The organism is Streptomyces sp. CA-179760 (assembly GCF_050937045.1).
In the GTDB taxonomy this organism is placed as follows: Bacteria; Actinomycetota; Actinomycetes; order Streptomycetales; family Streptomycetaceae; genus Streptomyces.
Map to the genome: position 1 here is coordinate 7872632 of NZ_JBNJLZ010000001.1, position 25958 is coordinate 7898589.

The following is a 25958-nucleotide window of genomic DNA, read 5'->3' on the forward strand; positions in this document are numbered from 1 at the left end:
CGTGGCGGGGTGGACGAACGGCCGATGACATCCACCCTGCCGCCTCCCGCGCCGCGCAGGCAGGCCGAGTGGATCAGGGGCGAGCGCAACGGGGGTGTGACAGGGCCCCCCTCGGGGGTGCCGCCCGGGTGACGGCGAGGAGAAACTGGACGCATGGCACCCGAGCAGCACACCGTCGGCGACGAGCTGGCGCGCTTCCTGCGCGCCCGCCGCACCCAGACCAGCCCCGAGAGCGCCGGCCTCACCGCCGGACCCGGCGTACGCCGCACCCCCGGCCTGCGCCGCGAAGAGCTGGCCACACTCGCCGGGGTCAGCATCGACTACTACACCCGGCTGGAACGCGGCAAGGAGACCCGGCCCAGTCCCGGCGTCGTCGACGCCCTCGCCCGTGCCCTGCAGCTCGACGACGACGAACACGACCACCTGCGCGAGCTCGCCGCCCGCGCCGCCAGGTACGCCCCCGAGCCGCCGCCTCCGCCCAGCCGTACGGTACGCCCGCACCTGAAGCTGCTCCTGGACACGATGCGGCCCAGCCCGGCGTACATCCTCAGCCGCAGCATGGACGTGCTCGCATGGAACCCCGGCGGCCTCGCCTTGTACGCGGGCCTTTCCGACTGGCCCGTCATGCAGCGGAACCTGGCCCGCTACCTCTTCCTCCACCCCACGGCACGCGAGCTGTTCCCCGACTGGGCGAACCTGGTCCGCTCCTGTGTCGCCCGGCTGCGTGCCGAGGCGGGTACCAACCCGGACGCGCCCGACTTCACCAACCTCGTCGGCGAACTCCTTCTGAAAAGCCCGGACTTCGCGAAGCTGTGGGAACGCTACGAAGTCGTCGGCCGCAAGAAGGTCAAGAAAACCTTCCACCACCCCACGGTCGGTGTCCTCACTCTCAGCGGCCACAGCATGCACCTCGACGGCACGCCGGGCCAACGCCTCAGCGCGTACACCGCCGAGCCGGGCACCCCCGACCACGACGCGATGGTGGTCCTCGACATGAGCGTGGAGCCGACGGACCTCACCCGTCCGCCGAGCGAGCCGAGCGCACGCCGCGAGATGCGGTAACCGTCACCGGTGGTGGGAGGGCAGGCGGCCGACGGCGCGCAGCTGCTCGTCCCAGTCGTCGAACAGCGTCGTCGCGGTCGGGTGGAGGAAGAGGTAGCGCACCACACTGCGCGTGCTCGCCGGCCACTCGGCCATGCCGGCGAACAGGCGCAGTCCGGCGGATTTGCAGGCCAGGATGTCCATGGTGCGGCTGATCACGTACGCCGGGGAAGGGCCGGGGTTCTCCAGCATCAGCTGTGTCCCGGGCGGCACGGCCAGGGTGGGCAGAGAGGCGGTGTCGACAGGGGTGCTGCCCGCGGCCTGGGCGACGGGCGCGCGCAAGTGCTGGTGCTCGGCCGCGTGCAGCCGCAGGGCCCGGGCGAGGGCGTCGACGACAAGCGGGCTGGGGTTGGTCTCCTTGCCGCGTTCCAAGCAGACGTAGTACGACACTGACCCCGGCGAGCGTGGCAGATCCTCCCTGCGCAGCCCGGGTGTGCGACGCAGTCCGGGGCCAGGCGGCAGTCAAGCCTCCTCGGGGGTCACCCGGGTGCGGTGGGCTCGCAGGAAGGTGCCCAGTTGCGAGTTGCCGTTGCCGTGCACGTGACATGCGACCAGTGTGGCGGCCCGGGCTTCGGGGGCCATGACAGCATCAGGCGTGTCGGGCACTGTGGGGGGCCCTGTCATGCCCCCGAACGCCGCTCCCCGGCACAGCGCGGCCTGCCACCCGGCCCGCTTGCGGCGCAGGGTGGAGTCCGGATCACCGAACCGCCCAACCATGCGGTTCCAGCCGTTCCGCCAGCTACATCGTCCCGGCCATCAGCAGCGCCGAGGCGAGCTTCACCACGATGCGGCTCGTTCCTCGCTCCTCAAAGCAAGCAATCCCCCCTCTGGAGAAACTGTGCTTACCGTCAACGCGTACGCCGCCACGTCCGCGACCGAACCGCTCACCCCCACGACCATCGAGCGCCGTGATGTGGGCCCGCACGACGTGCTCATCGAGATCAAGTACTGCGGCATCTGCCACTCCGACATCCACCACGCGCGCGACGAGTGGGGCGGGCAGGCATTCCCGGTCGTGCCCGGCCACGAGATCGCGGGCATCGTCGCCGAGGTCGGTTCCGAGGTCACCTGCTACGCCGTCGGCGACCGGGTCGGTGTGGGCTGCATGGTGAACTCCTGTCGCGAGTGCGAGCCCTGCAAGCGGGGCGAGGAGCAGTACTGCCTGCAGGGCAACACGCTGACCTATGGCTCGATCGACAAGGACGGCACCCTCACCCAGGGCGGCTACTCCACCCACGTCGTCGTCAACGACGACTTCGTGATCCGCATCCCCGAGGGCATCGGGCTGGACGAGGCGGCCCCGCTGCTGTGCGCGGGCATCACCACCTACTCGCCCCTGTACCGATTCGGCGCCGGCCCCGGAAAGAAGGTCGCGATCGTCGGATTGGGCGGCCTCGGCCACATGGCCGTCAAGCTTGCCCACGCGATGGGCGCCGAGGTCACCGTGCTGTCGCAGTCGCTGAAGAAGAAGGACGACGGCCTGCGCCTGGGTGCCGACCACTACCACGCCACGAGCGACCCGGCGACCTTCGAGCAGCTGGCGGGCACCTTCGACCTGATCGTCAACACCGTCAGCGCCAAACTCGACCTGGACTCCTACCTCGGCCTGCTGGCCGTCGACGGCACCATGGTCAACGTCGGAGCCCCCGCCGAGCCGCTGTCTCTCAACGTCTTCTCCCTGCTCATGCGGGGCCTGACGTTCGCCGGATCGCTGATCGGCGGCATCCGCGAGACGCAGGAGATGCTCGATTTCTGCGCCGAGCACAAGATCGGCGCAGAAATCGAGGTCATCTCGGCCGATGAGATCAACGAGGCGTACGAACGGGTCCTCGCCTCCGACGTGCGCTACCGCTTCGTCATCGACACCGCCACGCTCAGGAACACGCCATGACCGCCGTCGCCGTCATCTGAGCCGGCCCCGACCCTGGAGGTCGGGGCCGCCCGATACTCGCGCGCGCCCTCGGCGTAGACGAGCCAATGGGAGACGTTCGCGGCGTGGGCCACGCCGGTGCGCCGGATCAAGGAGGGCAAGACGCGGCGCGAAATCGTCCGCTGCCTCCAACGCTACGCGGCCCGGGAGGTCTTCCACCTGGTAAAACAGCTACAGCCAGCCCCCCGCTCATAGGGGCTGTCGTGACAGATGAGAGGCTCAGACGGGTGAGCGAGACACCACCGAACACCCTGCAATACCGCTTTGACGGGCCAGAAGACGCTCCCGTCCTGATCCTGGGTCCCTCCCTGGGTACCACATGGCACAGGTAGTCGGAACCGTCTTCTGGCGTCCACGTGGTACGAAACGGTGCGGTTTGCGTGGGCGGAATCCTTGAGATCCGGGAGCGTCTACGGGGTTGGTGACACCGGCGTGACACCTGAGGTGCTTCTGCCGCCGTGCACCGACGGGGAGTCTGCGTGGACGGGGACCTGATGCGACGGGCATCGCCGGGCTGCTCCGGAGATGCCCGTCGTGCAGTTGGACAAGGTGCCCCGGCAGGACCCGTCTGTGCAGCTCGTGCCGATCAATGCCGTTTCCTGGCTCGCATTCCCTGATGTGCTCTTGGGGCCCGCTCACCAGAGGGCGCCCTGCTCGGCGGACGGGCTGGGCGCCGGAGGCGTCGCGGCCAGGTGCACGCGCGTCTTGGTGTTGATGGCACGAGGTTCCGTCGTTACGGCACCCGCGTCGCGTAGCGCGGACGGCATCGATCACCTTGCCGGGCTGGTAGACGGTTTCCAAGAGGGCGTATCGCTTGAGTTCTGGGATGGTTAACCCGTCGGGAGCTTCGGAGATGAAGTCGCGCAGGATGCGTCGCAGCGGACCCGTATCGGGTTCGCATACGAGGTTCAGCATCTGCTGTGGGGTGTCCCTGGTGTCGCGGTAGCGGACTTCCGTGGGAAGGGTCCACCTTCCACATGGCGTCTTTCATCTTCTCCAGTCCCAGCTCGTGCTGGGCTGGTCACTCCTCGCGGCGGGCGATCACCCGGAAGGCGTTGGAGAAGCGGCTGCGGCGGATCAGCGGGGCGAGGAGCCGGTCCAGGGCGTACATCGGGAAGCAGAACGGTATGCCCGCCCAGAAGACCGTCTTGGTGACCGCGGTGCCGAGACGGCCCGGGGGCCGGGGCAGCCAGGGCTCGTCGCGGAACGGCAGCAGCCGCAGCACGTACAGCCCTACGAGCGCGGTGAAGTCCACGGGGATATGGGACTCCTCGCGGTCCGTCGCCACCACCGTGAAGCCCAGCTCGGTGAGGGCCCGGCGCAGGTTCCTCATGGTCACGAAGTGCTGGTGCTGAGGCTGGAACCACGGCAGCCAGTACCGGCCGAAGAGGCGGCCGAAGGGCGACTCCGGGTTGGGTACCTCGATGATCAGGTGGCCGCCGGGGCGGAGCACGGTGTGAACCGCGGCCAGTTGGGCCTTCGGGTCCGTGGTGTGCTCCAGGCAGTGGAACATGCTCACCGCGTCGTACTGGCCGGCGAGTTCGTCCGCGAGGTCGGGCAGAAAGCCCTGGTAGGCCCGCTCGATGCGCCCCGACTGCTGCGCCCCGAGCACATGGGCGCCGATGTCGAGCCCGTCGAAGGTGGTGCCGGGCAGTGCTTCCCTGGCCGCCAGGCAGAAGTCACCGCCCGCCGTGCCGACGTCGAGCCAGCGCTTCGGCCGGGCGTGCCGCCGCATGGCCGTGGCCCGGTCGCGGTTGCGTTCCCTCGCGGCGTCGCTGTCCAGGGCGCCGCCGATCTTCTCGGCGTACAGGCCGTCGTAGAAGTCCCGGTAGTAGAAGTCCAGTCCGGCCGCGCTGAGCTGCGGGTTCTGGAAGGTGTGTCCGCAGTCGCGGCACTGGTCCAGGGTGAAGGTGCCGGGCTTTCGCTGCAGGTGGTCCTTGGTGCGCAGGCGGCGACGCAGTTGCCGCGCGCCGCACCAGGGGCAGTCGGTGCGGCGCGGCTCGAAGAACCGGGCGATGCCGTCGGCCAGCTCTGCCTGGTACGCGGGGCGCAGGCGGGCGACGCGTTCGGCGTCGGAAGCAGGGGGCGGTGGGGCGGGTGTGTCGGGGGGCTGGTTCGTGGTGGCCATGTCCGTGGTCTCCTCTCGTTTCACTCTTCGGCACGGCGGTCGCCCTGCCGGTCGGTCGCTCACCGCTCCCGTGACTCCTGCGGCTCCCGTGGCTTCTGTGCCGCGAACTTCTCCAGGTACGCCGCCGCGGCAGCCGCCCCGCCCGCCGCACGGAAGGAGTCCCCGACGCGCCGGGCCGCCGCGCGGTAGGCGGGCCCGTCGAGTACGGCGTCGAGGGCGGCACCGATCCGTCGGCGGTCGGCGCGCCCGAAGCGCACCCGCACTCCGGCGCCGGCGCCGGTGACCTGGCTGGCGATCAGTGGCTGGTCGTCCCGGATGGGCGCGACCACCAGCGGTACGCCGTGCCACAGGCACTCGGCGACGGTGTTCTGCCCGGCGTGGCTGACCATCGCGGACGCCCGGCGCAGGAGCGGCAGTTGGGGGATCCGGGGCAGCACCAGGAGGTCGGCGTCGGACTCTTGGTCGAGCACCCCTCCGGGGTCGGCGACTACTGCCTGCAGCCGCCGCCCGCGCTCCCGCGCGGCGGCCGCGCACTCGGTGAGGAAACGCGCCCCCAGGCCGGTGTTGGCGGTGCCGAGTGAGACCAGGACGGTGGCCCGGTGCTCGTCGAGCCACTCCCAGGGGAAGTCGGCGGCCGGGCGCCGGGTGAACGCCGGACCGACGTACCGCAGCTGCGGCAGCTGAGGGCCCGGGCCCGCGAGTTCGGGGGTGGTGAAGGAGAGCACCAGGTCGGGGGAGAAGCGCGGATCGTGGGTGCGCCCCGGGTCGCCGAGGCGGGCGCGCAGCTCCGCGACGAGCCCGGCGGTCCACCGAGCCACCTTCGGCATGCCGTCCAGGGCGTCGCTGAACTCCGCCGGGGTGGTCGACGCGGTGGCGTACGGCACCCCGAGGCGCTCGGCGACGAGGGCACCGGCGAGGGTCTGCTGGTCGGCGACGACGACATCGGGCCGGAACCCCTCGACCGCGCGGCGCACACCGGGCGCCATCGCCCCGGCGAGCGGCACGAGGAACTCCTCCCACAGGAAGCGCAAGGCTGCGGCACCGCGCAGGGCAGCCGGACGTTCCGGGAGCGGGGGCACGTCGCACGGGTACACCTCGGCGTCGGGCCCGGCCAGTTCCCCGACGAACCCGGGCAGTCCGGCCCAGGCGGCCCGGTGCCCGCATCTGGTCAGCTCGGCGGCCACGCTGACCGCCGGGTTGACGTGCCCGACCAGGGGCGGCACGACGAACAGAAAGCGGCTCACGTCGCGACCAGCTCCCGGTGGCCGTCCCGTAGCCAGTCGAGCAGCAGCGGGACGACCGTCTCGGGGGTGCCGACGAGCACGGAGTGCCCGTGCCCGGGCACCGTCACGGTGCGGCAGCGGGGCAGCAGCGATTCCAGCCAGGGCGCCGTGTCGGCCAGGTCGGAGGTGGCGCCGTACACCGCGCAGACCGGCACGTGCAGGCTCTGCCAGGACTCCTCGGCGGGGACGGGGCAGGATGCGATGTCCTCGGCGATGGAGGTGCCGTGCAGCAGCCGGGTGGCCCAGCGCACCAGGCGGGCCTCGTGGCGGCCGTAGGTCTCCTCGATCCACGGCAGGGTGCGCTCGTCGTGGAGCTGGTGGGCGGAGCCGGCCAGGATGCCGCTCATCTTCTTGGCCCAGGCGGCGGTCGGCGGCTCGGACTCGAGCATCAGGATGCCGGCGACCCGCTCCGGGCGGCGCAGCGCGTAGGCGAGGGCGACGGTGCCGCCGAACGAGTTGCCGACCAGGTGGACGGGCCCTTCCAGAGCGAGGGCGTCCAGGAGCGCGTCCAGGTCGCCGCTGAAGTCCTCGACGCCGTAGCCGCGCGGCGGGCGGGAGCTGCGGCCGTGGCCGCGCTGGTCGTACATCACGACGTCGTGTCCGGCTGCTGCGAGCGCGGGCGCGATGGTGAAGTAGTAGCTGGTCAGATTGTCGGTGGCGATGCCGTGCACGAGGACGACCGTCTGGGGCGGGCCCGGTTCCGGGGTGGGTGCGCCGCTCAGCCGCTCCACGTTCAGCCGGATCCCGCCCGCCTCGATCGTGGTCACCGCAGGCACCCCGCGATGTACTGGACGAGTTGTCCGACGGTCAGTCCGATGATGTCGGAGAGTTCGAGCGAGGCGAACCAGGCGGGGAAGTCGACCCGGTCGCCGTAGCGCCCGCCCAGCTCGGCGGTGAGCGTGACCAGGTCGATGGACTCCAGGTCGAGGTCCTCCACGAAGCGGGTGTCGGAGGTGATCGGGGTGTCGTCCAGTTCGAGGTCGTCGAGGACCGTGTGCAGCGCGTCGGTGACCTCGGTGAGGACGGCGGCGTACGCGGGGCCGGTGGTGGCGGGGCTGGTCATGACGGGCTCTCCTCGGTCCAGGCGACGGCGTAGGTACGGGTGGGCAGCCCCGGCGGGTTGGTCACATCGGCGAGCCGGATGCGCCGCAGCCGGCCGGAGGGCGCCCGGACCGTGAGGGCACGGGCGCCCTCTTCGACCTCGACCGCCGTGAAGTCCCGCGGCCGGCCGCCCAGTCCGGTGCCCTCGGCCTTGGCCGCAGCCTCCTTGGCGGCCCAGAACCGGGTCAGCGGGCCGGGGCCGCCGCCGAGCCCGGTGAAGAGCGCCCGCTCGTCCGGGGCGAGGATGGCGTCGTATGTCGTTTCGGGGCGCTCGACGATCTCCTCGATGTCGATACCGGTGCCGGTACCGGTGCCGGTGCCGGTGCCGGTGCTGTCGGCGGCGGGGCGGACGAGTGCGACGGCGGCCTCCCGGCAGTGCGCCAGCGACAGTTCCAGAGGCGGGAGCTCTCTGCCGTGTACGCCCTCGGGGCGCGGTCTGCCGCCAGGGTCGTTGGCGACCCGTATCTCGGCGGGGAAGACGGGGCCCGCGCCGTGCGCCCACAGGTGGCGGCGTACGGCGTCCTTGGCGGCGATCCGGCCGAGCAGCCACGGGCGCCGGCCGCGCGGGGGTGCCCGGCGTACTGCTCGCGCTCAGGGCCCGCGAGCTGGCTGCGCATGTAGATCTCGCGGGATGCGGGGTCGGGCCAGCGTTCGAAGACCAGCTGCCAGCCGCCCTCCTGGGTTTCCGACAGAGTGTTGTGCTCGGGCCATCGTTTGACCGGATCGACCTCGGGCGGCGAGTCGAAGCGCCGGTCCCGCCAGCCGCGGATCTCGGCCCAGACCTCGCCGTCGCGGGCGAGCTGCGCGTCAGCCACCAGGGCGGTGTCCGTCACGGTGGTGACCCTGATGTGGCAGTCGAGTGCGGTGCCCTGTTGCGGAGGCGGGCCGTGGAAACGGATCTCCTCGACGCCCGTCGGGAAGACGATGGTGCGGTCGGGATGCGTGGCCATCAGCCAGTAGCCGAGCAGCTGACCGACGTTGTCGAGGAGCGCGCCGGGCGCGGACGGGGTGGTCAGGACACCGCGGACGTGCCGCTCGCCGAGCGCGCCGATCTCGGTGACGCCGCGGAACCGCGGCCCGTGGAACATCCAGCGGTCGTCGTACATCTGCCGCGCGGACACAGCCGGACGGCTCTCCGGGGCGTCCGTCCGCCACGGCCGTGGGCGGGGTGCGGTGTCGTACCCGTGGGCGGTCTCGACCGTGGCGCGGGCCTGGCGCCCGAACTCCACGGCGTACCGCCCCTGTCCCTCGGGCCGGACCGTGACCGTGGCCTCGGTGGGCGGGGCGGCGACGGTCCACTGCAGGAACCGGGCGTCGTGCACGGCCACGGCCCTCCCTGGGCCGGGCACGGCGTCGATCATGTGCTGCACCAGGGAGGTGGCGGGCACCACGGGCCAGCGGTCGGCGATCTCGGGCCAGTGCGCGGGCTGCCGGAAGAAACAGTGGTCGGCGAGGTACGGCATGGTGTCGAGTGCGATGCGCAGGGTGATGACACGGGGAGTGGCGGCAGGCGGCGGCACCGCCCCGGTCGCCGAGGGCTCGGGGGGCGGCGCCGCGGGCGCGGTGCGGCGCGGGGCCGCTGCCGCGGCGAACAGCTCCGCCAGTTCCGCTGCCGTGTCCGCCGTCTCGCCGAGCAGCGAGCGCAGTTCGGCCGCCACGGGGCTCCGCGCGGCCACGGCCGCGAGCCGGTCCAGCCCGGGTGCGGGTGCCGCGCGCAGGGTGCTGCGGAGCCGGTCCCGGGTGGCGGCGTCGAGCGAGACGAGCCCGGAGCCGAGGGTGAGGGGGACGGTGACGGGGGCGGGGACGGCTCGCGGGCTCTCCGCGGCCGTACGGACGGTCTCCGCCGTACGGGCAGGCGCCGCCGTCGACCGAGGCGTGGCCCCCGCCCGCAGCGCCGCGAAGTCCGGCTCGGCACCGTGCGACCAGAGTCCGGCCGCCACCCGGTACAGCTGCGAAAGCCCGCTGTGCCGGGGCGTGTTGGCGCTGAGCGTCAGGCACGCGTGGCTGGTGACGGTGTCGTCCACGAGAGCCGGCAGCTGGCCCTGGCCCAGCTGGACGAAGGCCCGGAACCCGGCGTCGTACAGGGCCGTGGTGAGATGCCGGAAGCGGACCGGTTCGAGCAGGTGGCGCAGGAAGAGCGCGCGCGCCGCGGCCTCGTCGGCCGGGAAGGGCGCGGCGGTCGTGGCGGACCAGACGGGCACCCGGGGCGGGTGCAGCGTGAAGCCGCGCGCGGCCTTCTCGATGGAGGTGAGGTACGGGGCGAGCATCGGCGTGTGGAAGCCGGACTCGAAGGGCAGCAGCCGACCGAGCACTCCCGCGCCGCGCAGCCGCCCGGTGAGCGCCTCGACCTGGTCGTGAGGCCCGCAGACGACGGTCTGGTGGGGCGCGTTGTCGTGCGAGACGACGACGTCCGGGTACGCCGCGAGCTCGGCGTCCACCTGGTCCGCACCGGTGCCGAACGCGGCGAAGGCGAGCCCTGGGACGCGCAGCGTGGCCGGGTCGAAGTCCCGCAGGAAGGCGTCGACCTCGGCGTCCGCGTACATCCCGCCGACCGCCATCGCCGTCCATTCCCCCACGCTGTGCCCGGCCAGCGCGTCCGGCCGGACGCCGATCCGGGCGAGCGCTCCGGCGAGCAGCCGGCCGAGGCCGACGACGGCCGCACCGTGCCGGGCGACGTCGCCCACGCGGGCGTCCGGCCAGTGCGGCGCCGGCAGGCCGAAGTGGCGGGCGACGTCCTCGACCCGCGGCTCGAACTCGGCCTCCAGCCCTGGGCAGAGGAAGGCGATCTTCCCGCCGCCCGTGCCGAGCACCGGCCGCGGCGCGCACCAGACGTCGCTCCGGCCGCCCCATGCCCGGGCGCGGGCGACTGCCTTGCGGGCCAGGGCGAGGCGGCGGTCGGTGGGGTCCAGGACGGCGACGCGGGCGCCCCCGGCTCCCCTCGCTCCGCCCTCCGCGGCGGCCGCGCGCAGCTCGGTGTCGTCGGCGTCGAGCAGTTCGGCGAGGTCCTGCGGGGTCGCGGCGGCGAGCCGCAACAGCCGGGGCGGCTCGGCCACTTCGGCACGGTCCGCGCAGGCCGCAGGCCCCGCGCCCGGGCCGCCGGGTGCCGGGGCCGCAGGCGCGACGGCCGGGGCCGATGCCGGTGCGGGAGCCGACGCCGGGGCAGGCGCCCATGCGGGGGCAGGCACGGGCTCCGGTACCGACTCCAGGACGACGTGGGCGTTGATCCCGCCGAAGCCGAAGGCGCTGACCGCGGCACGTCGGACGTCCCCGTCCCAGGTCCGGGCCTGCTGGGCCGGAGCGAAGCGGGTGACGCGGAGCGCCGGGTGCGGGTCGTCGCAGTGCAGGGTCGGCAGGAGCATGCCGTGGTGCACCGCCAGGGCCGCCTTGACGAGGCCCGCCACACCCGCCGCCGGCATCGTGTGGCCGATCATCGACTTCACGGAGCCGATCACGGCGTCGGGCCCGGCGTCCGGGTCCGGCGGCCCGAACACCTCGGCCAGCGCGGCTAGTTCGGCCCGGTCGCCGCCGGGGGTTCCGGTGCCGTGCGCCTCCAGGAGGCCGAGCGACCCCGGTGCCGCCGGGTCGAGCCCCGCCGCCGCCCAGGCGAGCCGGACGGCGCGGGCCTGGCCGCCGGGGTCCGGGTTGACCAGGGAGCCGGCCCGGCCGTCGCCGGCCACGCCGACGCCGCGGACGACGGCGTAGATCCGGTCGCCGTCGCGCCGTGCGTCCGCGAGCCGTTTGAGTACGACCACGCCGGTGCCCTCGCCCATCAGCACGCCGTCCGCGTCCCGGTGGAACGGGCGGATCCGCTGGGACGGCGACAGCGCCCGCAGCCGGCTGAAGACGGACCAGAGCGTGATGTCGTGGCAGTGGTGTACGCCGCCCGCGAGCATCACGTCGCAACTGCCCGAGGCGAGCGTGCCGACGGCCTGGTCGAGTGCGACGAGCGAGGAGGCGCAGGCCGCGTCCACGGTGTAGGCGGGGCCACGCAGATCGAGCCGGTTGGCGACCCGGGACGCCGCGAAGTTGGGCACGAGGCCGATCACCGACTCGGGGCTCTGCTCCCCGCCGAGCGCGGCCGTGAACGCCATCCGTACCGCGTCGAGCCGCTCGCCGTCCAGCTCGGGCAGTAACTCGTGCAGGGTGCGCACCAGTTGGGCTGACGTGCGCATCCGCTGGTCGAGTCGGGCGAGTCCGTCGCTCAGATAACCGCCGCGGCCGAGCACGACACCGACCCGGGAGCGGTCTTCGGGCAGTGCGGCCTCCCCCGCGTCGGCGAGCGCGGCCGTGGCGGTACGCAGCGCGATCAGCTGGTCGGGTTCGGTGCCGGGCACGGAGTCCGGCATGAGTCCGAAGGCGGTCGGGTCGAAGGCGGCGAGCGCGTCGAGCCCGTCGACGAAGCCGCCGCGGCGGCAGTAGACGCCATCGAGGCCGCGCCGTCCGTCCGGGTCGTAGTAGGTGTCCGCGTCCCAGCGGGCCTTGGGCACGTCGGAGATGGCGTCAGCGCCGGTGACGAGGTTGTGCCAGTACGCGGCCAGGTCACAGGCGCCGGGCAGGGTCACCGCCATGCCGACGATGGCGACGGGCTGCCGGTGCCGCGGGGCGGTCGGTCGCATCGTGGGGTTCACCGGCCCGACGCCGTCAGGACGACCTCGTCGGTCTCCGGCTCGCCCCAGGCCAGCTCCCGCAGCAGCGCGAGCACGCCCTCCTCCGGGTCGATCAGCTCGATGCCGCGGCGCGCGTACTCCCGGCCCAGCTCAGGGCCGACCATGCCGCCGTGCGCCCCGGCCGGCGCCCACGGGCCCCAGTGCACGGTGACGGTACGGCTGCCGGTGTCGGCGCGCCAGAGGCGGCCGAGGCGGGCGAGTGCGTCGTTGGCGGCGGCGTAGTCGGCCTGGCCGCGGTTGCCGTACACCGCCGCGACGGAGCCGAACATGACGGTGAAAGCGGGCAGTTGGGGAAGTCGCCGGAGAGCCGAGAGCAGTGCGCGGGCGCCGTCCACCTTGGTGCCGTAGACCCGTTCGAAGGAGACGGGGTCCTTCTCGGCGAGCAGCCGGTCCTCGATCACTCCGGCGGCGTGTACGACCCCGTCGATCCGGCCGTACGTCGCGTATGTCTCCTTGACCGCCTGCTGCACGGCCTCCGCGTCCCGCAGGTCGAGTGCCCGGTATCTGGCCCGGCCGCCCGCGCCGTGTACCTCGGCCAGGGTCGCGGCGATCTCGCGGCGGGCCAGGACGCGGCCGGCTTCGCGGTCGATCTCGGCGGTGCTCAGACCGCCCCGGGCGGCGAGCGCCGCACGCAGCGCGGGCAGGTCGGTGGCGTGGGCCAGCTCGTGGTGCCCGCCCGTGCCGTCGTCGAGCGGCGTACGCCCGAGCAGTTCGACCCGGCAGCGTGCGGCGGCGGCAAGGGCGAGGGTGAACCGGGCTGTGATGCCGCGTGCGCCGCCCGCGAGGACGACGACCGACTCCGGGCCGAGCCCGAGTGCCGCGGCAGCGGCGGCCCCGGAGGAGACGGGCGGGCCCAGAGGGCTCTCGTACGGTACCGGGGCGCGGCGGACGCCGCAGGTGCGCAGCACGACGGGCTCCCGGTCGGGCGCCAGCAGTTCCCCGACGAGCGCCTCGGCCTGCTCGGTGGCGGGCTCGTCGGGGTCGAGCTCCACGGCGCGGACCACGGTGTCGGGGTATTCGCGGGCCGCGGTGCGCACGAAGCCGTCGAGGCCGCTGGTGTCGTCGGGGAGGCGAGGGCAGAGCAGCCGGCGCGGGCCGCGCAGCAGCAGTTCCTGGAGCACGGTGAGCTTGGCGGGCAGCAATTGCTGTTCCGTACCCGCGAGAGCGCCCAGGTGCAGCACTCCGTCGACCGGGCCGGTGTGCCCGGCGAGCTGTGCGGTGTCCGGGCCGCCACGGGCGGCGAGCGCGCCGAGTGCGGTGAGCCGGGTGACAAGTGCCCGTGCGAGTGGCGTGTCGTCCGCGACGATCAGGAACCGCTTCCCGCGCAGCTGTGCCGCGCCTTCGGCGCCGGGCACGGGCGCCGGGTCGAGCGGGGCGGGCCGCAGCAGATAGCGGCGGGGAGCCTGGCCGGTGAGCGGGTCGGGGGACTCCCCGGCTACGGGGGCCGAGGTGGCGAGGGCGGGTGCCGGGGCCGGATCGGCGAGCGCCTTCGCGCGGACCCGCAGCCAGTCGGCGATCCCGGCGGCGGTGCGCTCCCGGGTCAGTTCCTCCAGGTCCGCGTCCGGCAACGACCGCAGATCCGCACCCGAGCCCAGCAGCCGCCGTCCCAGCTCCCCGGCGATCTCCGTCCGCTTGATCGAATCCACACTCAGATCCGCCTCCAGATCCGACTCCGCCCCCACCATCTCCACCGGATATCCCGTACGTTCCGCGATCACCGCCAGCACCTCGGCCAGCACATCCACTCCCACCGGAGCGGGAGCGGGGGCCGGAGCCGCAGCGAGAGCGGCCGGAGCCGGGGCCGGAAGAGGCTCGGGGGTCGGCGGAGCCGCCTGCGGCGCGGGCGTAGCCCCGAAGTAGCCGAGGAGCACGTCCCGTTGTGCGGCCAGCATCTCCCGGCTGTTGCGCAGGAACTCCCGGAGCAGTTCTTCCCGTTCGCCCACCGTCGTCGCCTCACTGGTCCGCTCTCTGGCCCGCGGGATGCCCGAGATGCGCCGGGCCGGGCGCAGCGCTCCCGGCACCGGCCGGCCGTCCGCCGTGCGTACGAGGTGGCCGTCGACCGTCCAGCCGGGCCGCTCCGGCACGGCGGCCGGGTCGGCGAGTGCCGTGTCGCGTCCGCTGAAGAGCCGTGCGGGCGCCACCGGGACACCGGCCGCGGCGAGCCGGGCCAGGGCCTCGAGGTGGCCGCGCAGGCCCGCGTCGGGGCGGGGTTCGAACGGGACGGCGACGTGCGGCCGGTCGCCGAGGATCTGGCCGACCAGACCGGTGAGCACCGTGCCGGGCCCGCACTCGACGAAGATCCGCGCCCCGGCGTCGTACATCGCCTCGATCTGGTCGGCGAAACGGACGGGGGCGGCGATCTGCTCGGCGAGGCCGGCCCGTACCCGGGCGGGGTCCCCGGCATAGCGGGTGCCGGTGAGATTGGCCCAGACCGGGAACTCGGGGCCGCGCACGGCGTACGCCGTCAGGATCTCGGCGAAGCGGGACACGGCCCCGGCGACCAGCGGGCTGTGGAAGGCGCAGGCGACGGGCAGCGGGCGGACGGAGAACCCGGCGGCGGTGAGCGCGTCGACAGCTTCGGCGACGGCGTCCCTCGGGCCCGAGAGCACGCTCTGCGCGGGCGCGTTGTGGTTGGCGACGACGACCCGCTCGGCCAGACCTGCCCCGGCGAGCACCCGGGTCACCTGCTCGGCGGAGGCCACTGCGGCGGCCATGGTGCCGGGATCGGACCCCTGTGCACCGATCGCGGCGAGGATCGCCTCGGCCCGCTCCCGGCTGAGGTCACCGAGCTTGTCGGAGTCGAGGGCGCCCGCGGCGCAGAGCGCGACGAGTTCGCCGTAGGAGTGCCCTGCGGCCATGTCCGGGCGGACACCGACCGCGGTGAGGGTGTCGTACGCGGCGAGGCCGACCGCCCCGAGCGCGGGCTGGGCGTGGCGGGTGTCGGTGAGCCGGGCGACCTGTGCGGCGCGTTCGGCGGCGTCGAAGGCTGCGGGCGGGAAGAGGGCGGCGGCCGGGGCGTGGTACAGATGGCGGCCGAGTTCGGGGAAGGCGGTGAACAGCTCGGCGAACATGCCGGGGCGCTGGCTGCCCTGGCCGGGGAAGAGGAACGCCACCTTGCCACCGTCGCCGTCGGCCGCCGCGGCGGGGGCGCCTGTGGCCGGGAACACTCCGCTTCTCCCGGGCGTGCCGTCGAGTAGGTCCCGTATCAGGTGCGGGAGTTCGGTGACGGACTCGGCGACCACGGCACCGAGGAGCGGGCCCGGGCCGGTCTCCGCGCGCTGTGCGGCGGTATGCGCCAGGTCCCGCAGCCGCCAGTGACCGCTCGCCGCGAGGCCGGCGAGCTCCTCGGCCGCTGCGCGGGTGCGGAAGACGAACAGCTCGGCGGGCCAGACATCGTGGCTCTGGCGCGGCGGCGCTCCGGCGTCGGCGTGGGCCCGCAGCACCACGTGGAAGTTGGTGCCGCCGAATCCGAAGGCGCTCACCCCGGCGACGCGGCGGGCGGCGGGCTCGGCCCAGGGCCGGGCCTCGCTGTGGAAGACGAATGGACTGTCGGGGCCGGTCCAGACGGGGTTGGGCACGTCGACATGCAGGGTGGGCGGGCGCACCCCGGTATGCAGGGCGAGCGCGGTCTTGATCAGTCCGGCGAGACCGGCGGCGCACTTGGTGTGCCCGATCTGGGACTTGACGGAGCCCACGACGCAGCCGCCGGGCGCGGCCCCGGCCTCCTCGAACAGCCGGGTGAGCGTGCTGAGTTCGGTGCGGTCGCCGACGACCGTCCCGGTGCCGTGGGCCTCGATCAGGCCGACCTCGGCGGGCGAGACGCGAGCTTGCGCGTAGGCGCGTTCCAGGGCGGCGCGCTGGCCCTCGGGGCGGGGCGCGGTCAGGCCGAGGGAGCGGCCGTCGCTGGCGCTGCCGACGCCCTCGATGACGGCGTAGATCCGGTCGCCGTCCCGCTCGGCGTCGGCGCGGCGCTTGAGTACGAGACAGGCGACGCCCTCGCCGAGTGCGATGCCGTCGGCGGCCGCGTCGAACGTGCGGCAGCGGCCGGTGGGCGACAGCGCGTGCGCGGAGGAGAAGAGCAGGTAGTCGTTGATGCCGTTGTGCAGGTCGGCGCCGCCGCACAGGGCCACGTCGGCGGCACCGCAGGCCAGTTCCTTGCAGGCGGCGTCGACGGCGGCCAGGGAGGAGGCGCAGGCGGCATCGACGGTGTAGTTGGCGCCGCCGAGGTCGAGCCGGTTGGCGATCCGGCCGGCGATGACGTTGGCGAGCATGCCGGGGAAGGAGTCCTCGGTGAGCTTCGGGAGCTGCTCCTCCAGGTCCTCGGGAAGGCGGCCGACGTACGAGGGCAGGACGCTGCGCAGCGTGGCGGCGCCGGAGATGTCACTGCCCGCCTCGGCACCGAAGACGACGCAGGTGCGCTCGCGCGGGAAGGCCCGGCGGTCGAGCCCGGCGTCGGCGAGCGCCCGCCTGGCCGCCTCCAGTGCGAGGAGCTGGACGGGTTCGATGGCGGCCAGGGAGGCGGGCGGGATTCCGTAGGCCAGCGCGTCGAAGGGGATCGGAGGCAGGAAACCGCCCCACTTGGACGCGGACACGTCGTCCGCCTCGGCGTCCGCGCCGAAGTGCAGCGCGGGATCCCAGCGGGTGTCCGGGACCTCGGTGACCGCGTCGGCGCCGGCGAGCACCTGGGCCCAGTAGGCGGGCAGGTCGGCGGCGCCGGGGAACATGCCGGCCATGCCGACGACGGCGATGTCGAGCGGTTCGGGAGCGGGGGCGGGGTTCCGCGCGGGTACCGTGCCGCCCGCGTCGCGGGCGTCAGCGGCGAGTTCGGCGGTGCGGCGCCCGTAGAAGTCGGCTGCCCCGTCGGTGACCGCGTGGTGCAGGGCGGCGACGGTGGTGACGGCGGAGCGGAGCACGGCGACCTCGCCGGCCATGAACATGCCCGCTTCGCGCTGGCGCTCCTCGTCGACGTCGAGCAGCTCGTCGCCGACCCGCTCGACGCCCTTGCCGGCGATGCGCAGGCGGCCGACGTTGAGCCGCTCCAGCTCCTGCCAGACCTGCCGCTCGGGTATCCCCTGAGTCCGCAGCTCGTCCTTGACCTCCTGGTACGTGTCGCTGAACGCGCTGGGCAGGCAGCGGGTGGTGTGTCCGGGCGCGGTGTGCAGGAGCGTGGTCGACGTGGCGTCCAAGGCCGCGCGCTGGAACAGCGGCCGGATGGCGCCGCACTCGACGGCCTCCTCGGTGAAGAGGTAGCCGGTGCCCATCAGAACGCCGACGACGGCACCGCGCGTGGTGAGCGGGGCGGCGAGCGCGGCGACCATGGCGGCGGAGCGCTCGTCGTGGATGCCGCCCGCGAAGAGCACCTGTACGTCCTGTGGGTCGGCGGCGTCACCGCCACCGGTGTGACCGTCGTCGGCCGCCGCGTCGAGGAAGTCCTCCAGGACGGCCAGTTGCGCCTCCCAGAGAGGGAAGCTGTTGCGCGGCCCGATGTGCCCGCCGCACTCGGCGCCCTCGAAGACGAAGCGCCGGACGCCGGCCGCCAGGAACTGGCCGAGCAGCCCGGGTGACGGGACGTGCAGAAAGGTGCGGATGCCCTCAGCCTCCAGAGCGGCCGCCTGGGAGGGACGGCCGCCCGCGATGACGGCGTGGCTGGGGCGCAGCTCGCGGATGGCCTCCAGTTGGGCGGTGCGTATCTCTTCCGGAACGAAGCCGAGGATGCCGACGCCCCAGGAGCGGTCGCCGAGCGCGGACCTGGTCTGCTCGAGCAGGGTGCGGGTCTGCTCGGGCCCGGCCAGGGCGAGCGCGACGAACGGCAGTCCGCCGCCGTCCGCGACGGCCGCCGCGAACCGCGCCTGGTCGCTGACCCGGGTCATCGGGCCCTGGACGACCGGCAGGGCGGTGCCGAGCGCCCGGCACATCGGCGAGCCGCCGCGCAGCACGGCGCCGTCGTCGGCCACGGCGGCGTCGATGCCCTCCGTGACGGCGGCGAGGGCGCGGTCCACGGTGCCGTACCGCTCGGCGAACCGGGCGGCGAGAAAGGCGTCCTGGCCCAGCGGCAGGGGCCGGTCGCGCAGGGCGGCCGGGAGGCCGGGGCGGCTCCGGTCGAGCACCCGGCAGCCGTCGACGACGACGGTCTCGGTGCCGTCGGCGGCGCGCAGCAGACCGGCGGCCGCGGGGGCCGTACCGGCCTCGTCGAGCAGTGCGAGCTGAATGTCCAGTACGACTCCGCGGGCGCCCGCGAGCACGGCGGCGGCCGCGGTGTGCGGCCCGATGCCGCCGCAGGCCCACACCGGCAGATCGGCCGGTACGGCGCCGAGTACGCGCTGGAGCAGCACGAAGGTGGAGTGTTCGCCGCAGGGGCCGCCGGACTCCTCGCCGCGCAAAACGAGCCCGGTGACACCGTCGGCCACGGCCCGGACGGCCTCGTCGGGACCGCGGACCTCGGCGAGCACGGCGGGGTCCGCGGCGGCGGCGCGGGCTGCGGCCCGGACCTCGGCGACGGTCCAGGGCGCGTCGGGGGCGAGGAGCACGGTGCACGGTCCGGCGGCGGCCGGGTCCGCGGTGCGCCGCGTTCCGGCGGGCGCCGGGACCCACAGCTCTTCGGGGCGCAGTGCACAGTCGGCGGGGACCCGCACGCCGTGGCGGCCGGGCACCCACTGCCGCAGGAGGGTCAGGGCCTCGCGGGCGGCGCGCGCGCCCGGGCCGAGGTCGAGGACACCGGACCCACCGGCCCGGCAGACGGCGGCGACGAGGCGGGGGTCCGGTGCACCCAACGGGCTGACGCCGATAACGGTGTGCGTCATGGGGGGAGGCTCCTCTGTGCGATCGAGGGGGTGTGCGATCGGGACGAGCGGATTCGGCGCACGCCGCTCGCTCTGGAGCTGATGATCCGTCAGATACTAATGGGTAGTCAGTTATCTGGCTGCACCCCCGACACCGATCGGTGAACAGGAACCGCAAGGAGCCGGACCCGGTCGCCGCACCGGGCACCCTCCGGGACGACCAGCAGCGCCGCGAGTTCCGCCACCCGCCGAAGCACCGTTTCGGAGATCACCGCCGGGGCGGGGGCGTTGGGGTCCTTGCGGCGGTCAGTCATATCGGCGGCCGATCTGCAGGCCGTGCACGGCTGTGTCCGCTCCACCCTGCGTAACTACCAGGGCTCGGTACGGCAGTTCTGCGACTTCCTGACCCCCCCGCCTATGGCTGGGGCGACGAGTGCCTGCGGCTCTTCGGGACCCACCCAGTCCAGGTGGTCTACGACTGGAATGCCGCTGCGTACGCCGATGAAGCCGAGGGTGAGCCAGAACGCCGGGCCTTCACCAGGCCCGAGCTGGAAGCGTTCTTCGACCATGCTGACGAGGAAGTCCTTCGCGTTCGCGGCAAGGGCCGCAAGGGCTGGCTGCCAGCATTCCGGGATGCCGCTTTGTTCAAGACCGCGTACGCCTACGGCCTGCGCCGAAACGAAACCGGATGCTGGACCTCACCGACTTCGGCCGCAATCCGGACGGCCGGGAGGTCGGCGAGTACGGCACCCTGCTGGTCCGCCACGGCAAGGCCACGAAGGGCTCGCCGCCCAAGTGCCGCAGCGTGCTGACCGTCTGGACCACCCGGCACGATCGAGGAATGGATCACCGAGGTGCGGCCCGGGATGCGGCATTCGACCAGCCGGGCCCTCTGGCCCTCCGAGCGAGGCGCACGGATCGGGGTCCAACGCTTGGACTCCCGTTTCGCCGCCTACCGGGACGCCGGCGGCCTGGACCCCGCGCTGGAGTTCCACTCGCTGCGCAGGTCCTACATCACCCACCTGATCGAGGACGGCCACGACCCGCTGTTCGTCCAGTAGCAGGTCGGCCACGACCACGCCTCCACCACCGCGATCTACACCTGCGTCTCCTCCGACTTCCGCACCCGCTCCCTGCGACGCGTCCTGGACGCCACCATCGAGGCTGCTCTGCGGCCGGGAAGGACCTCCTCCCACTCCAGCGCGGCAGAGCCTCCGCGATCCGCCAACTCGTCCTCCAAGCGCCGGCCCCAGTCATCGCGAAAGCCCTCGGCTACCACGACAAGACCGCCACGCGCCTCGTCACCGAGGCCGGCGGAACATGGAGCCGGTACGCCTCTGGAGACCACAAACGGTGACCGCCGGAGGCCGGAAACTCAGGCGACCGACGCCCTGAAGGGATAGGTGGGGATGATTTCTGCCTCGTCGAAGAGCTGCTCCAACGCCTCGTGGCCGTGACGCCTGCGGAACTCGATCTCGGCTGTCGTCACGGGCAGCGTCCACACGATGCGGGCGTGACCCCCGGGAACGGCACAGTGTTCAAGGTCGGGTCCGTGGAGATAGGGCAGGCTGATCAGTAGGTGATCGCAGGTTGAACCCGGCACCCACGGGTCACCGATCGGCATGCTGTGCTCCAGGTCGAGCTGATGTCCTCCGCAGTGGTAGTAGGCGATCATCGCCATGAGTTCGATGAACCGCTGGTCGCGGACATGGGTAGTCATGACGAACTCGAGTCCATGACCGTCCTTCTCCATCGCGGCCCAGCACCCGGCGGTCACATAGGCCCAGGTGTCGCTGCGGGGACCGGGCCCCACAACGAGGATGCGCAGATCGGGGGCCACGTGTCGCCGTTCCGGCCCGAGGTCGTAGTCGACGACCTCCACGGAGTGCCCCTCGAAGAACACCCGGACATGTGACTCAACAGCCTCCGCGGCCAGCAGCCTCGCATCACTCACCGCGCGATCATCCCAGACCGCGATCGACCGCCCCTGACAGCCCACTCAGCGTCATGGGGCTGCCGACGTCAGCTCCGCATACGCGACACCTCAACATGCGAGCCCACCAGTCTCGCGACCGATGTCGGCCGCCCACAGGACTGCGAGTTGATGATCACCTCCGTCGGCGGGTGCTTAAAAGCCTACACTTCTGAGTAAATAGCAGTTTGGGCCTAATTGGCCTTGTGGTTCTGGCGGGAGTGTAGCCAGACGCGTCGGATCCGGCGTCCGTTCTGCCCGAAGGTCCGCAGCGAGTAGCGTCCGGCAGCCTTGGGGGCGCGGGCGGATCACGTAGGCGTCAGGAGGACGATTTCTTCATGACCCGGCCCGAGGACCCGCGCACCGCGGCGGCCCGGATGTTCGCCGAGGCCGGTGCGTTCGGCGAGCTTCTGGCCGGGATCGAGTGGGCGGCGACGCCGCTCGGGCCCCCCGAGTCCTGGCCGGGGCCCCTGGTGGACACCCTGCGCCTCATGCTCACGTCTGAGCACGGCATGGCTCTGTACTGGGGCCCCGAGTTCGCCACGCTGTACAACCTGGGCGCCGCACTCATTCCCGGCGCCAAGCACCCCTGGGCGCTCGGCAAGCCGTACAAGGAGGTGTTCCCCGAGGTCTGGGCCCCCGTGAGCTCCCACTTCCACTATGTGATCGACACCCGCAAGTCCATGCTGATCTCCGATGAACCGCTCATCATGGAGCGCCACGGCTTTCCGGAGCAGTGCTACTTCGACTCCTCTTTCCAGCCCGTGCTGCTGGACGACGGCACCGCCGGCGGCGTGCTGCAGATCCTCACCGAGACCACCGGCCGGGTACTGGGCGAGCGTCGGCTGCGCCTGCTGAGCGAGGCCGGTGCCCGCACCGCCGGGCTGCCCACGCCGGGTGAGGTCGCCCGCGTCGTCGCGGAGGTGCTGGGCTCCTATCCCGAGGAGATCCCATTCCTCGGCCTGTACCTGGCCTCCGAGCCGGGGTGCTGCGGCCGGCTGCCTCCGCCGGGCTCCAGCAGGCGCCCGAGGCCGTCTCGCAGAGTGCCGCCGACGGGTCGGAGGTCGCAGCCCGGCTGGCGCAGGTGGTCGCCGACGGTGCCCCTGCCACGCTGCCTGCTGCCGCGTTCACCGGAGGCAACACGGCCGGGCGGCACGCCGCGGCCTCCCGACTCCCGGTCGAGCAGGTGCTGGCTCTGCCGCTGGACTGTGCGGGCCAGGTGGGAGGCGTCCTGGCGGTGGGTGTCAACCCCTGCTTCCCTCCGGCCGGGACATACCGGGACTTCTTGGAAGTGCTCGCCGCCTCCGTGGCCGGGGCGCTGACGGCCGCGCTCGCCCACGACGAACAGCGCCGGCGGGCGGAGGCGCTGGCCGAGCTGGACCGGGCCAAGACCACCTTCTTCGCCAACGTCAGCCACGAGTTGCGCACCCCGCTCACCCTGCTCCTGGGCCCGCTCCAGCAGACCCTGGCCGACGAGGACCGGCCCGAGCGGCGCGAGCAGCTGGAGCTGGCCGAGCGCGGCGCTCTGCGCCTGCTGAAGCAGGTCAACACCCTCCTGGACGTCGCCAGGGCCGAGGCCGGGCAGATACGCCCGGCCCTTGAGCCGGTCGACCTCGCCCGTGCCACGGCCGAGCTGGCCGGGGCGTTCCGCTCCGCCTTCGAGGCGGCCGGGCTGACGCTGGAGGTGGACTGCCCGCCGCTGCCCGAGCCGGTGTCCCTGGACCGGGAGATGTGGGAAAAGATCATCCTCAACCTGCTCAGCAACGCCCTGAAGTTCACCTTCACCGGCGGCGCCCGAGTGCAGGTGGCCGCGGCCGGCGACCGGGCCCGGCTGACCGTGACCGACACCGGCACCGGCATCCCCGCGGACGAGCTGCCGCGCCTGTTCGAGCGCTTCCACCGAGTCCGCGGAGCCCGCTCCCGCTCCCACGAGGGCAGCGGCCTCGGCCTGGTGCTGGTGAAGGACCTGGTGGAAGCGCACGGCGGCACCGTCGGCGTGGACAGCCGGCCCGGCCAGGGCACCACCGTCACCGTGGACCTCCCCTTCGCCGCCGCCCACCGGCCCCGCCCGAACCCGGCCGCGGACAGCGTCGGATTCCCCGGGGAGACCCTCAGGGAAGGCGGAGGCGGCCGGTCCGGCCGTGCTGCGGCCTATGTGGACGAGGCGCTGGGCTGGCTGGCGGCTGAGCCCGTTCCCGCCGCGCCGAGCCCCTCGGCACACACTCCGTCCGCCCCAGCGACCCACGATGCCCCGCCCGCCCCCGCGACCGACGGCCCTGGCCCGCACGATACCGACCGCCCCCGCCGGGCCCGCCTGCTGGTCGTCGACGACAACGCCGACATGCGCGCCTACCTCACCCAGCTCCTGGACCCCGACTACGACGTGCTGCTCGCCGCCGACGGCCGGGCGGCCCTGGAGACGGCCCTGGCGCAGCCGGTGGAGCTGGTGCTCAGCGACGTAATGATGCCCCACATGGACGGCTTCGAGCTGGTCCGGGCGCTGCGCGCCGACCCACGCACCGCCCGTTTGCCGATCGTCTTGCTCACCGCCCGCGCCGGCGAGGAGGAATCCGTGCAGGGCCGGCAGGCCGGCGCCGACGACTACCTGGCCAAACCCTTCTCCGCGCGCCAGCTGCTGGCGCGCGTCCGCACCGGGTTGGAGCTGCACTGGCTGCGTGAACAGGTCCTGACCGAGACCCGCGACCAGCTGGCCGTGCTGGCCACCCTGGCCGACGCGGGCCTGCGGCTGTCCGCCACCCTCGACCCGGACCACATACTGCAGACCGCCGGACAGATCCTGCTGCCCGACTTCGCCGACCAGATCAGCATCCACCTCACCGCAGCGGCACCCGCCCCGGCCCAGTCGCCCCCGGCATACATCGCCGGCGCACCCCTTCTTGCCCGCGAGGCCCTGGCCAGCGCCGCCACCCACGCGATCAACGGCACCGCCCCAGCCCCAGCCGGCCCGCACCCGCCGCCCGCCGCCGTGCTGGCCCTGCCGCTGCACGCCCACGACCAGACACTGGGGGCCCTGGTACTGGTCCGGCACACCGACTACTCCGCGGTCGAACACAAGTATCTGGAGAACCTCGCCCACCGCCTGGCCCTGGCCTACGACAACGCCACCCGGTACCACAACGAGCGCCGCCTCGCCCTGACCCTGCAGCGCGCCCTGCTGCCCCACCGCCTGCCCGAGGTGTGCGGTGTGCGCCTGGCCACCCACTACCGGGCCAGCAACCGCGGCGCTGAGGTCGGCGGCGACTGGTACGACGTGCTCGCACTGCCCGACGGTGCCGTGGGGCTGGCCATCGGCGACGTCATGGGCCACGACGTGGAAGCCGCCATCGTGATGGGCCAACTGCGCTCCGCCCTGCACAGCCTCGCGATGGAGGGCGCCGGCCCGGCCCAGGTGCTGGCCAGGCTGGACGCCTACCTGCAGTCGCTCGCCGCCGAACGCTTCGCCACCTGCCTGTACGCGGTCTACGACCCGCACCGCCACAGCCTGCGCTACGCCGCCGGCGGGCACCTGCCGCCCCTGCTGGTAGCCGCCGAGACCGCCTACCTGGAGCTGCCCCCGGCGCTGCCGCTGGGACTGGGCAGCACCCCAGTCGACCGCGAGGTGGCGTTCCCGCCCGGCACCAGCCTGCTGCTGTACACCGACGGCCTGGTGGAAAACCGGGCGCTGTCCCTGGACGACTGCCTGGCGTCCCTGTGCCAGACCTGCGGCGCGCTCCCCGTCGCCGCCCGCACCGACCCCCAGCGGATCATCGAACGGGCCCTGGAGCTGCTGAACGTCCCCGACCGGGTCGACGACGACACCGCCCTGCTCGCTGCCACCGCCGAACCCATCGTGTCGAACCGGCGACCCGCAAGCTGACGGAAGTGCCGCACAACCGACCGTTACTGTTCGTAGCCATTGCTGACGATGCTGCGGATTTACCAATCCGCTGCTAACGAACTGCCCTTACTGTTAACAGAGTTGCGGATCCTGCAATGGCCCGACCGCGTGCTTGACGGGTTGGCTGGAGGGCATGAGCAACGAGACGATTCTGGTGACCGGCGCCACCGGAAAGACCGGCCGCCGCATGGTGCAGCAGCTGACGGTCCGGGGGTTCCAGCGCGGGTGGCGTCCCGTTCCGGCATCGTGCGCTTCGACTGGGCAGACCGCACCACCTGGACGGCGGCCTTGCGTGGTGTGAACGGGATGTTTCGGTCGCCCCCATACTCGGCAGCGCGTAGTTCGTCAACGGCCTGGACCGGTCGGGTGAGATCCGTGCCGACCGCGCCACGCAGCCGCCCGTCCGGCCGGGCGACGAACTGGGCCACCTTGTTGTTGGTGATGAGCGGCCCCTGCGGCCCGGACTGCGCCATGACCGAGCGCAGCACACCGAGGAGGGCGGCCTGCCCGAAGCACATGACCCAGTTGACCTTCAGCGGCTGCGTACCGGAGCGCTCCGGCAGGCCCGCCAGACGCTGGAGGATCTGGGCGGGCACAGTTGGGCCGCCCGGTGACAACCGCCTGTCCGGCCAGTCCGTCCCGCCGGTCTCCACCTTGGCGGCGCGGATCGCGTTGGCGATGACCAGGACCTCGGCGAGTTCGTGGATGAACACCACGGTGGCCAGGCCCAGGACGCCGAGGGCGGCCGGTGGGATCAGGACGGTGATGATGGCCAGGGACCACAACTGGCTTGCGGCGGGAGTCCCGTACTCGTGAGCGCCGTCGCCGCGACCTGCTGGCCGCCTTCGTCAAAGAGGTAAAAAACCAAGGTCGGACATCCTTGATCTGCGTGCGGGGGGCACGGCACTTTGGCGGAAACTGGCAGGCGAATGCGGGGTCGTCGGGGTGGCCCTGTCGCTCGGGGCTTGATCGGACCATCGCGGTGCCGCCATGCCAGGTCAGGCTGTCACGTTGGCGTCGTGAACCTGAACTCTGCACGGGCCGGTTGTCTGCGTGCGCTGTTGTGGTCGACTGGAATCAGGTTCTGGGTGTTGAGTGA

The 25958-nt window shown here is 73.0% G+C and carries 17 protein-coding genes and 1 pseudogene; 6 read left to right on the forward strand and 12 right to left on the reverse strand.

Translation table 11 applies throughout. The features are described 5' to 3' along the window. Positions 1-153: 153 nt before the first annotated feature. Positions 154-1062, forward strand: a complete 909-nt coding sequence (locus tag ACQEV8_RS35740; protein ID WP_432968896.1) for a helix-turn-helix transcriptional regulator — start codon at positions 154-156, stop codon at positions 1060-1062. A 3-nt stretch (positions 1063-1065) separates the two neighbouring features. Here the strand turns inward: ACQEV8_RS35740 and ACQEV8_RS35745 are convergent, their stop codons facing one another. After that, a complete protein-coding gene (locus tag ACQEV8_RS35745; protein WP_432968899.1) occupies positions 1066-1473 on the reverse strand; it encodes a hypothetical protein in 408 nt (135 codons plus the stop codon). Positions 1474-1939: 466 nt separating this feature from the next. Here ACQEV8_RS35745 and ACQEV8_RS35750 point away from each other — a divergent pair, with 466 nt between their 5' ends. After that, a complete protein-coding gene (locus ACQEV8_RS35750) occupies positions 1940-2992 on the forward strand; it encodes an NAD(P)-dependent alcohol dehydrogenase (protein ID WP_432968902.1) in 1053 nt (350 codons plus the stop codon). Positions 2993-3234: 242 nt separating this feature from the next. Next, positions 3235-3357 (forward strand): annotated as a pseudogene (locus tag ACQEV8_RS35755) (alpha/beta fold hydrolase); the annotation flags it as partial. 309 nt (positions 3358-3666) lie between these two features. On the opposite strand, the gene ACQEV8_RS35760 reads toward ACQEV8_RS35755, so the two are convergent. From ACQEV8_RS35760 to ACQEV8_RS35800, 9 genes are all read right to left on the reverse strand, one after another. Next, on the reverse strand, positions 3667-3798 hold the full coding sequence (locus ACQEV8_RS35760) for a hypothetical protein (protein ID WP_432968905.1): 132 nt from the start codon (positions 3796-3798) through the stop codon (positions 3667-3669). 254 nt (positions 3799-4052) lie between these two features. Beyond that, positions 4053-5159: a methyltransferase domain-containing protein gene (locus ACQEV8_RS35765; protein ID WP_432968908.1), complete on the reverse strand. Its 1107-nt coding sequence runs from the start codon at positions 5157-5159 to the stop codon at positions 4053-4055. A gap of 59 nt (positions 5160-5218) precedes the next feature. Then, on the reverse strand, positions 5219-6403 hold the full coding sequence (locus tag ACQEV8_RS35770; protein WP_432968911.1) for a glycosyltransferase: 1185 nt from the start codon (positions 6401-6403) through the stop codon (positions 5219-5221). Then, positions 6400-7209 (reverse strand): alpha/beta fold hydrolase, encoded by an 810-nt coding sequence (locus ACQEV8_RS35775; protein ID WP_432968914.1) that lies wholly within the window; start codon positions 7207-7209, stop codon positions 6400-6402. Before ACQEV8_RS35775 ends, ACQEV8_RS35770 begins: the two co-directional genes overlap by 4 nt. Continuing rightward, positions 7206-7505: an acyl carrier protein gene (locus ACQEV8_RS35780; RefSeq protein WP_376646067.1), complete on the reverse strand. Its 300-nt coding sequence runs from the start codon at positions 7503-7505 to the stop codon at positions 7206-7208. Before ACQEV8_RS35780 ends, ACQEV8_RS35775 begins: the two co-directional genes overlap by 4 nt. After that, entirely contained in the window at positions 7502-7837 is a 336-nt protein-coding gene (locus ACQEV8_RS35785) for a 4'-phosphopantetheinyl transferase superfamily protein (protein WP_432973232.1), read from the reverse strand. Before ACQEV8_RS35785 ends, ACQEV8_RS35780 begins: the two co-directional genes overlap by 4 nt. After that, positions 7729-12159 carry a beta-ketoacyl synthase N-terminal-like domain-containing protein gene (locus tag ACQEV8_RS35790; RefSeq protein ID WP_432968918.1) on the reverse strand — a complete coding sequence of 1477 codons (4431 nt, stop codon included), beginning with the start codon at positions 12157-12159 and terminating at the stop codon, positions 7729-7731. Before ACQEV8_RS35790 ends, ACQEV8_RS35785 begins: the two co-directional genes overlap by 109 nt. A gap of 8 nt (positions 12160-12167) precedes the next feature. Further along, complete coding sequence (locus tag ACQEV8_RS35795; RefSeq protein WP_432968922.1) at positions 12168-19010, reverse strand: SDR family NAD(P)-dependent oxidoreductase; 6843 nt, start codon at positions 19008-19010, stop codon at positions 12168-12170. A gap of 347 nt (positions 19011-19357) precedes the next feature. Then, entirely contained in the window at positions 19358-19558 is a 201-nt protein-coding gene (locus ACQEV8_RS35800; protein WP_432968925.1) for a hypothetical protein, read from the reverse strand. A 297-nt stretch (positions 19559-19855) separates the two neighbouring features. On the opposite strand from ACQEV8_RS35800, the gene ACQEV8_RS35805 reads away from it, so the two are divergent. Beyond that, a complete protein-coding gene (locus ACQEV8_RS35805) occupies positions 19856-20050 on the forward strand; it encodes a tyrosine-type recombinase/integrase (RefSeq protein ID WP_432968928.1) in 195 nt (64 codons plus the stop codon). A 314-nt stretch (positions 20051-20364) separates the two neighbouring features. Here ACQEV8_RS35805 and ACQEV8_RS35810 read toward each other — a convergent pair whose 3' ends face one another. Further along, on the reverse strand, positions 20365-20871 hold the full coding sequence (locus tag ACQEV8_RS35810; RefSeq protein WP_432968931.1) for a suppressor of fused domain protein: 507 nt from the start codon (positions 20869-20871) through the stop codon (positions 20365-20367). Positions 20872-21299: 428 nt separating this feature from the next. Between ACQEV8_RS35810 and ACQEV8_RS35815 the strand changes: the two genes are divergently transcribed. After that, positions 21300-22283 (forward strand): hypothetical protein, encoded by a 984-nt coding sequence (locus tag ACQEV8_RS35815; RefSeq protein WP_432968934.1) that lies wholly within the window; start codon positions 21300-21302, stop codon positions 22281-22283. Then, the gene (locus tag ACQEV8_RS35820) at positions 22253-24838 is read left to right on the forward strand and encodes a SpoIIE family protein phosphatase (RefSeq protein WP_432973235.1); all 2586 of its coding nucleotides are present in this window, start codon (positions 22253-22255) and stop codon (positions 24836-24838) included. Before ACQEV8_RS35815 ends, ACQEV8_RS35820 begins: the two co-directional genes overlap by 31 nt. Before the next feature lie 59 nt (positions 24839-24897). On the opposite strand, the gene ACQEV8_RS35825 is transcribed toward ACQEV8_RS35820, so the two are convergent. Next, positions 24898-25644, reverse strand: a complete 747-nt coding sequence (locus ACQEV8_RS35825) for a hypothetical protein (RefSeq protein ID WP_432968937.1) — start codon at positions 25642-25644, stop codon at positions 24898-24900. Positions 25645-25958 lie beyond the last annotated feature (314 nt).

Coding starts and splice junctions, on each gene's coding strand:
- ACQEV8_RS35740 (WP_432968896.1), top strand. CDS start 154: ATGGCACCCGAGCAGCACACCGTCGGCGACGAGCTGGCGCGCTTCCTG.
- ACQEV8_RS35760 (WP_432968905.1), bottom strand. CDS start 3,798: ATGCCGTCCGCGCTACGCGACGCGGGTGCCGTAACGACGGAACCTCGT.
- ACQEV8_RS35765 (WP_432968908.1), bottom strand. CDS start 5,159: ATGGCCACCACGAACCAGCCCCCCGACACACCCGCCCCACCGCCCCCT.
- ACQEV8_RS35780 (WP_376646067.1), bottom strand. CDS start 7,505: ATGACCAGCCCCGCCACCACCGGCCCCGCGTACGCCGCCGTCCTCACC.
- ACQEV8_RS35790 (WP_432968918.1), bottom strand. CDS start 12,159: ATGCGACCGACCGCCCCGCGGCACCGGCAGCCCGTCGCCATCGTCGGC.
- ACQEV8_RS35795 (WP_432968922.1), bottom strand. CDS start 19,010: ATGACGCACACCGTTATCGGCGTCAGCCCGTTGGGTGCACCGGACCCC.
- ACQEV8_RS35800 (WP_432968925.1), bottom strand. CDS start 19,558: ATGGTCGAAGAACGCTTCCAGCTCGGGCCTGGTGAAGGCCCGGCGTTC.
- ACQEV8_RS35805 (WP_432968928.1), top strand. CDS start 19,856: ATGCGGCATTCGACCAGCCGGGCCCTCTGGCCCTCCGAGCGAGGCGCA.
- ACQEV8_RS35815 (WP_432968934.1), top strand. CDS start 21,300: ATGACCCGGCCCGAGGACCCGCGCACCGCGGCGGCCCGGATGTTCGCC.